Annotated in this window: 6 protein-coding genes and 1 tRNA gene; 2 read left to right on the top strand and 5 right to left on the bottom strand. The window is 64.2% G+C overall.

The window, feature by feature from the left end; all coding sequences use genetic code 11:
- A partial coding sequence (locus H156_RS0101760; protein WP_211221986.1) for a hypothetical protein occupies positions 1–604 on the top strand: 604 nt, incomplete at its 5' end.
- Between the two features lie 258 nt (positions 605–862).
- Here the strand turns inward: H156_RS0101760 and H156_RS0101755 are convergent.
- Together H156_RS0101755 and H156_RS0101750 are read right to left on the bottom strand one after the other, a co-directional pair.
- Positions 863–938, bottom strand: a tRNA-Thr gene (locus tag H156_RS0101755).
- Positions 939–1,026: 88 nt separating this feature from the next.
- The gene (locus tag H156_RS0101750) at positions 1,027–1,404 is read right to left on the bottom strand and encodes a cupin domain-containing protein (RefSeq protein WP_010959925.1); all 378 of its coding nucleotides are present in this window, start codon (positions 1,402–1,404) and stop codon (positions 1,027–1,029) included.
- A 150-nt stretch (positions 1,405–1,554) separates the two neighbouring features.
- Here H156_RS0101750 and mutS point away from each other — a divergent pair, with 150 nt between their 5' ends.
- A complete protein-coding gene (gene mutS / locus H156_RS0101745) occupies positions 1,555–4,119 on the top strand; it encodes a DNA mismatch repair protein MutS (protein ID WP_017364509.1) in 2,565 nt (854 codons plus the stop codon).
- A 46-nt stretch (positions 4,120–4,165) separates the two neighbouring features.
- Here the strand turns inward: mutS and H156_RS0101740 are convergent, their stop codons facing one another.
- Genes H156_RS0101740 through ispC form a run of 3 tightly spaced genes read right to left on the bottom strand, consistent with a single transcriptional unit; the run spans position 4,166 to position 7,492 of the window.
- Positions 4,166–4,915 carry a DsbC family protein gene (locus tag H156_RS0101740; protein WP_017364510.1) on the bottom strand — a complete coding sequence of 250 codons (750 nt, stop codon included), beginning with the start codon at positions 4,913–4,915 and terminating at the stop codon, positions 4,166–4,168.
- A 34-nt stretch (positions 4,916–4,949) separates the two neighbouring features.
- A complete protein-coding gene (gene rseP / locus H156_RS0101735) occupies positions 4,950–6,308 on the bottom strand; it encodes an RIP metalloprotease RseP (protein ID WP_017364511.1) in 1,359 nt (452 codons plus the stop codon).
- Positions 6,308–7,492: a 1-deoxy-D-xylulose-5-phosphate reductoisomerase gene (gene ispC, locus H156_RS0101730; RefSeq protein WP_017364512.1), complete on the bottom strand. Its 1,185-nt coding sequence runs from the start codon at positions 7,490–7,492 to the stop codon at positions 6,308–6,310. The genes rseP and ispC overlap by 1 nt, the downstream gene beginning before the upstream one ends.
- Between the last annotated feature and the right edge of the window lie 8 nt (positions 7,493–7,500).

The raw sequence follows: 7,500 nt of genomic DNA, 5'->3' as shown, positions 1-7,500 counted from the left end.
GGAATGGCCAGCAGGCCCTGTTTCAGGGCGGACAACGGGAACCTCTTTGAAAATCTTGACTTCTTACATCAATTTTTCAGCATTGAACAGCCCTGTATACGCTGTCGACCATGCGACAGTGGAGCTGATTCCCGGAAAGCAAGACCGAGATTGGGAACAGCGCTGGAGAATCGTTCAAGATGATCTTCAACAGTTGCTTCAGCCCAAGACCGAAATATGCAGCTCTGACACGATTCATGCGTCCGCACATCATCTTTTCTCGTTCTACATAGCCGCGTACCATCTCAAAGATATTCTGAAGGAGGCAGCGCCGCAGCTAGGAATTGAAGCCTCAGAAGTTGAGGCTGCGATCACAAATGATCCGCGGCTATCGCTCTTGGCGGACCTTGCGAACTTAGATAAACACTACCGCCTCGAAAGACGCCCCCGTAGTGGAAACGTCCCCATTATTGACAAACTCTCAGGGATAAATACGCAAGAGGAGGGAGGGTGGCAGCTATCTGTACAGATTCGACACGGAGCCGCAATTCTCGATGGACTCGCTATTGCGCAGGATGCCATCAATGCCTGGAACGAAAAGTTCCAACTATGGGGGCTCATCTAATAGCTATCTGCGCCCCTGCCACCAGTCTACAGTTGCGCGCCGTCTACCAGACGTAGCCGTGGCGAAAGCCGTGCTACCTGATCGGCGGCAACATACACGACGCGGGGCATTCGGTCGGCTCCGATCCGCTAGCGCTGTCCGCCGCATGGGAAGAATCTTCTGGGGGCTTAAGGGTAGGGCATTTCAGATTCACTGTGGCCCCAGTGTGGCCCTGAATTTCTGACCCCTTCAAGAATCAATACTAAATGATTGATTTCTTGGAGCCGGTGATAGGATTTGAACCTACGACCCGCACATTACGAATGTGCTGCTCTACCGACTGAGCTACACCGGCTTCGTCCGCTGGGAGGCGCATTATAGGCACAGAAGCCGGCTGACACAACCCGGACGGGACCGGCTGCGTCCCGCCGCGGCTCATGGCGCTACCGGACCTCGGCATCGAGGTCTTCGTAGGCCGCCGGTGTGAATCTCGGCGTGCAGATGGCGAGAAATACCAGGTCGCCGGCGCCCGTGTTGGCGATGCGCTGGGATACCCCTGGCGGTATGAGCACCACGTCCCCCGGCCCGACGGCCGAAGGCGCCACCCCTCCGATTTCGACCCGGCCTTGCCCCTCCAGGATCAGGTAGCGCTCCGTGGTGTCGCGGAGCCGGTGCAGCCGGGTGGTGACGCCGGGTTCGACGCGGGCGCGGGCGACGGAAACATCGGCATCGGCGGCGGAATTCCACCATTCGGTGATATGGCAGCGTTCGTCGAAATAGTATTCGCGCGCCGATCGGTGATGGATACCTGCCTGAGTCATGACACGCGTTCTTCGGTTCCTGATGGTGGCCGGGCTGACCGCAGTATAACGCGATCGCGCCCCGGAACCGCCGCGGCCCGGGCGATTCGGTTAGAATTCGTGGTTTGTCCTCCGCTCCCTGACGCTTTGCCACGCCGGAAGTTCCATCCGATGACCGATCCATCCGACCTGTCCAGACACACGCCGATGATGCAGCAGTATCTGCGCATCAAAGCGGAGCATCCGGACCGGCTGCTGTTTTACCGGATGGGCGATTTCTATGAATTGTTCTTCGAAGACGCCCGGCGGGCGGCAAGGCTGCTGGACCTGACCCTCACCAGCCGGGGCGAATCGGGAGGCGAACGCGTCGCCATGGCGGGCATTCCTTACCATGCGGTCGACGGCTATCTGGCGCGCCTCATCCGGCTGGGCGAATCGGTGGCGATCTGCGAGCAGGTCGGCGATCCGGCCACCTCGAAAGGGCCGGTGGAGCGCAAGGTGGTGCGGATCGTGACGCCCGGCACGGTGACCGACGAGGCGCTGCTGGAGGAGCGCCGCGACAACCTGCTGGCGGCGGTTGCCCGCGATGGCGCCATGTTCGGGCTGGCGGTGCTGGATCTGTCCGGCGGGCGTTTCACTCTGCAACAGCCGGGGTCCGTGGCGCAGCTCCTGAACGAGCTGGAGCGGCTGAATCCGGCCGAGATCCTGGTCAGCGAGGACGAACCGTTGACGGAGGAACTGTCCGGACGGCGGGGTCTGACCCGGCGTCCCCCCTGGCATTTCGATCCTGAGAGCGGCCGCCGCCAGTTACTGAACCAGTTCGGCACCCAAGACCTGGCGGGCTTCGGCTGTGAGTATCTGGGCCTGGCCATAGGCGCCGCTGGCTGCCTGCTGCAATACCTGCGCGACACCCAGCGCAGCGCCCTGCCTCACATCCGCAGCATCCGCGCCGAGAGCGGAACGGAATATGTCGGCCTGGACGCCGCCAGCCGCCGCAATCTGGAGCTGGACTGGCATCCTTCCGGCCGCGCCGAGTTCACCCTGCTGGGACTCCTGGACCGCACCGGATCGGCGATGGGCGGGAGGCTGCTGCGGCGCTGGCTGCATCAGCCTTTGCGCGACCGGACGACCCTCATACTCCGCCAGCAAGCGATCGGCGAGTTGCTGGCGGACCGCCGCTTCGAAGCTCTGCACGACTTGCTACGCGGCGTGGGCGATGTCGAGCGGATCGCCGCCCGGATCGCCCTCAAATCGGCCAGACCCCGCGACCTGTCCACGTTGCGCCAGACGCTCAAGGCCCTGCCCGCCCTCAGGGAGACCCTCCACGGTACCGAAAGCGCACTGCTGGGAGAACTGACGCGGCGCCTCGTCGACCAGCCCGAGCTGAGCGAGCTGTTGCAACGGGCCATCGTCGATGACCCGCCGCAGCTGATCCGCGACGGCGGTGTGATCGCCGAGGGCTACCACGCCGAGCTCGACGAGCTGCGTCTCATGAGTGAAAACGCCGACCGTTTCCTGGCCGAGCTGGAGGAAAAGGAGCGTGAGCACACCGGGCTGGGTGCTCTCAAGGTCGGTTACAACCGCGTGCAGGGCTTCTACATCGAACTGCCGCGGAGCCAGGCCGATCGGGCGCCGGTGCATTACATCCGGCGTCAGACGCTGAAAAACGCCGAGCGCTACGTCACACCGGAGTTGAAGGACTTCGAGGACAAGGTGCTGAGCGCCCGCGAAAGAGCGCTGTCCTGCGAAAAAGCCCTCTATGAGGCCTTACTGGAAATACTGGGGCGCTGGCTGCCCACACTGCAGGACTGCGCGGCGGGGCTGGCCGAACTGGACGTACTGGCGAATCTGGCGGAGCGCGCCGACCGGCTGAACTGGGTAGCGCCGCGACTGGTGGACGCTCCGGGCATCCGCATCATCGGCGGACGCCATCCCGTGGTCGAGCAGGTCGGCGGCACACCGTTCGTGCCCAATGACCTGGCATTCGGTCCGAACCGCCGCATGCTGGTCATCACCGGCCCGAACATGGGCGGCAAATCGACCTACATGCGGCAGGCCGCGATCATTGTGCTGATGGCTCACATCGGGAGCCACGTCCCGGCGGCGGAAGCCGAAATCGGCCCGATCGACCGCATCTACACCCGTATCGGCGCTTCCGACGACCTGGCCGGCGGCCGCTCCACCTTCATGGTGGAGATGACCGAGACCGCCAACATCCTGAACAACGCCACGGCGGAAAGCCTGGTGCTGATGGACGAAATCGGCCGTGGCACCAGCACCTTCGACGGACTTTCGCTGGCCTGGGCCTCTGCCGAGCACCTCGCGCGGGAAACCCGCGCCTATACGCTGTTCGCCACCCATTATTTCGAACTGACGGCATTGGCCGAGGAATGCGAGGACGTCGGCAACGTCCACCTGGACGCCGTGGAGCACGGCGACAAGGTGGTGTTCCTGCATGCGGTCCGGGAAGGACCGGCGAGCCAGAGCTATGGTCTACAGGTGGCGGCGCTGGCGGGGGTGCCGCAGACGGTCATCGACAACGCGCGGCGGAAACTGGAGCAGCTCGAACGGCAGGCTCGGTCGGCGCATCAGCAGGCCGCACCGGTGGCCCAGCTCGATTTGTTCCTGCCTCCGGAGCCGCACCCCGTGGTGCGGCGGCTCGAGTCCTTGGACGTCGATGGGCTGAGCCCGCGCGAGGCACTGAATCTGCTGTTCGAGTTGAAACAGTCGCTGTGAGAACGGACTGGCGACGGACGGATCCCGGTGCCGTCCGAGCGGAGGGTCAGGGCGTCCTCGCCTGCCTGCCGCCCTCATCCTTTTCATGCTTGAGCATGCGGGCGAGCTGCTCGGCCGGAACGTAGCCCGGCAACACGTTGCCGCCGCCGGTGACGATCATCGGCGTGCCCTGAGCACCGATGGCGGTTCCCAGCGCCATCTGCTCCTTGATGGGATTGTCGCAGGTCCTTTCTTCCACCTTCTCGCCCTTCTTGGCCTTGGTCAAGGCAGCGTTGCGATCCTTGGCGCACCACACGTTGACCGCTTTGTCCCAGGATTCCGAACCCTCGCCGGCACGCGGAAAGAACAGGTAACGGATCTCGATGCCTTCCTTGAGATAGCTGTCCATCTCCGAATGGAGTTTGCGGCAGTAACCGCAATCGATGTCGGTGAAGACGTAGGCCACGTACTTGCCGATCTTGGGTTTGAACACGATCATGTTCTTCTCGCCCAGCTTTTCCAGCGCCCCGAGCCGGGCCGTGGCGAGTTTGGGTTCGGTCAGGTCTTCCCGGTTCTTGAGATCGATCAGCGAGCCCTGGAACAGGTATTTGCCGTCGTCGGAGACATAGAACAGCTTCGGACCGACGATGACCTCGGAAATGCCGGCCAGCGGCGACGGCTTGATGGAATCGGGCTTCACCCCGGGCAGTGCCTGCCCGATCGCCTCCTCCACGGCTTTGGCATCCGCTAGGACGGATGCGACGGGCACGGCCAGGAGCGCGACCAGGGACAGCACGGAACGGAACGCTGGTTTCATCAGGGGATACCTCGGGATGGAAGGAATGGGGAGCTTAGGAGAACAAGCGTTCGATGTCGAGCATGAAAGCCAGCGCCATCAACGCGATCAGGATGAAAAGCCCGACCTGCTGCGCCAGCAGCTGGGTCCTTTCGGAGAGCGGACCGCCTTTCACCGCTTCGATCAGATAGAACATCAAATGACCGCCGTCCAGCACCGGGACCGGCAGCAGATTGAGTACGCCGAGGCTGACGCTGATCAAAGCCAGGAACTTGACGAACTGTGCGAGGCCCGCCTTGGCGGACTGCCCGGCGTACTGGGCGATGCTGATGGGACCGCTTAGGTTTTCCACGGTCGCCTTGCCAACGAGCATGCGCCCGATCATCTTGAGCGAGAGCCAGGCGTAATCGCCGGTGCGCTCCACCGCCGCGTCCAGAGCCGATATGACGCCCAGCCGATACTCCACTTCCATCGCGGCCCGCAACGAATCCGGTATCCGCGCCACCGCCCCGATCCTCCCGACCGTGCCGGTCGGGCCGTTCACGGCATCGGGCCTGATCTCCAGAGACACATGCACGCCATCGCGTTCCACCACCAGTCCGATCATCCGGCCGGGATGCGCGCGCACGATGTCGACCCACTGGCGCCAGCTACGCAAGGTCTCACCGTCCGCGGAAAGCAGCAGGTCGCCTGGCTTCATGCCGGCCCGCTCCGCCGGACTGCCGGGCTCGGTCCGCTCGATCACCGGCGCCAGTTCGGGCTGCCAGGGTTGCAGCCCCAGCCGGTCTCCCAGGGCTTCCGGAGCGTCGAGGACATGCGCAGGGATGCTGAGCGTGCGGAGCACCCGTCCGCCCGCACTGGTCTTCACCTCGACCTGCACGACGCCCTCGTCCATCACCCGCTCGAAGATCTTCCCCATGGCGAGACCCCAGGTCGGCGTCGGATCGCCGTCCACGGCGAGGATCTCATCCTCCGGCTCGAACCCCGCTTCGGCGGCGAAAGTACCGGCCTCCACCGGCCCCAGCACCGGCCGTATGCCGGTCTCGCCGGCCATGAATACGCCCCAGTAAAGCAGGATGGCCAGCAGGAAATTGAATACCGGTCCCGCGGCGACGATGGCGAACCGAACCGGTAGGCTCTGCCGGTTGAAGGCGTAAGGCAGATCGGCCGGAGCGACTGCCCCTTCCCGCTCGTCGACCATGCGGACATAGCCGCCGATGGGGATGGCGGAGAGGGTGAATTCCGTGCCGTCCGGTTTCCTTTGCCAGCGCAGGAGGGGGGTGCCGAAACCGAGGGAGAAGCGCAGCACCTTCACCCCGAGCCTGCGCGCCACCCAATAATGGCCGAACTCGTGCGCCGCGATGAGCAGCGCCAGAGCGACGAGAAAATAGAAGATCGTGTGGATGAGAGACATCAAACCCTTAAGTCATCGATGTACTTCTGCGCTACCTTGCGGGTTTCCGCGTCCGCTTGCAAGACCGACTCGATCGCATCCGCCGCATTGGGCGCCACCCTCGCCATGCAGTGCTCGATCACCCGCGGTATGCCCGTGAACGCCAGCCGGCGGTCCAGGAACGCCGCAACCGCGGTCTCATTGGCCGCATTCAGGATCGCCGGCGCCGTGCCGCCCGCTCCCACCGCCTCGTAGGCCAGACGCAGACAAGGGAAACGGGCGAGGTCCGGACGTTCGAAATTCAATTGCCGGACAGCGAACAGATCGAGAGATTCCGCGCCGGATTCGAAGCGATCGGGCCAGGCAAGCGCATGGGCGATCGGAATGCGCATGTCGGGCGTACCCATCTGGGCCAGCACGGTGCCATCGACGTAATCCACCATGGAATGGATCACGCTCTGGCGGTGCACGACGACCTGCACGTCATCGGGCTTCGCGTTGAACAGCAGACAGGCCTCGATCACCTCCAGCCCCTTGTTCATCATGGTCGCCGAATCGACGGAGATCTTCCGACCCATCACCCAGTTGGGATGCGCCACCGCCTGCTCCGGCGTCACCGTCTCCAGCTCGGCCAAGGGCGTGTGCAGGAATGGTCCCCCGGAGGCGGTGAGGAGAATTCGGCGCACGCCGACGGCCCGGCTACCCGCGCGGTATGCCGCCGGCATGCACTGAAACACCGCGTTGTGCTCGCTGTCGATCGGCAGCAACCGGGCACCCGATCGCGCCACCTCGGCCATGAACAGCGGGCCGGACATCACCAGCGCTTCCTTGTTGGCCAGCAGCACGTCCTTGCCGGCCCGTGCCGCCGCCAGCGTGGGCAGCAGCCCCGCGGCACCGACGATCGCCGCCATCACGCTGTCCACCTCCGGCAGGGAGGCGATCTGCTCCAGCGCCTCTGGCCCGGCCAGCACCTCGATACCGCCCAGACCCGCGGCCATCAGCCGCTCCCGCAGACACGCAGCGGCCTCGGCCCGGATCACCGCTGCATAGCGCGGCCGGTAAGCGCGGCATTGCTCGAACAGGCGGTCGACGTTGCCGTTGGCGGACAAGGCCACCACACGGTAGCGGTCGGGATGGCGCGCCAGCACGTCGAGCGTGCTGACGCCGATCGAACCGGTGGAGCCGAGTATGCATATGCCTTTCACGGACTTCT

The organism is Methylococcus capsulatus str. Texas = ATCC 19069, from assembly GCF_000424685.1.
GTDB lineage: Bacteria > Pseudomonadota > Gammaproteobacteria > Methylococcales > Methylococcaceae > Methylococcus > Methylococcus capsulatus.
This window is presented reverse-complemented; position numbering and strand designations above follow the sequence as displayed.

What these genes read in the sequence shown, in the direction of transcription:
- H156_RS0101750 (WP_010959925.1), bottom strand. Translation starts at nt 1,404, where the DNA reads ATGACTCAGGCAGGTATCCATCACCGATCGGCGCGCGAATACTATTTC.
- mutS (WP_017364509.1), top strand. Translation starts at nt 1,555, where the DNA reads ATGACCGATCCATCCGACCTGTCCAGACACACGCCGATGATGCAGCAG.
- H156_RS0101740 (WP_017364510.1), bottom strand. Translation starts at nt 4,915, where the DNA reads ATGAAACCAGCGTTCCGTTCCGTGCTGTCCCTGGTCGCGCTCCTGGCC.
- rseP (WP_017364511.1), bottom strand. Translation starts at nt 6,308, where the DNA reads ATGTCTCTCATCCACACGATCTTCTATTTTCTCGTCGCTCTGGCGCTG.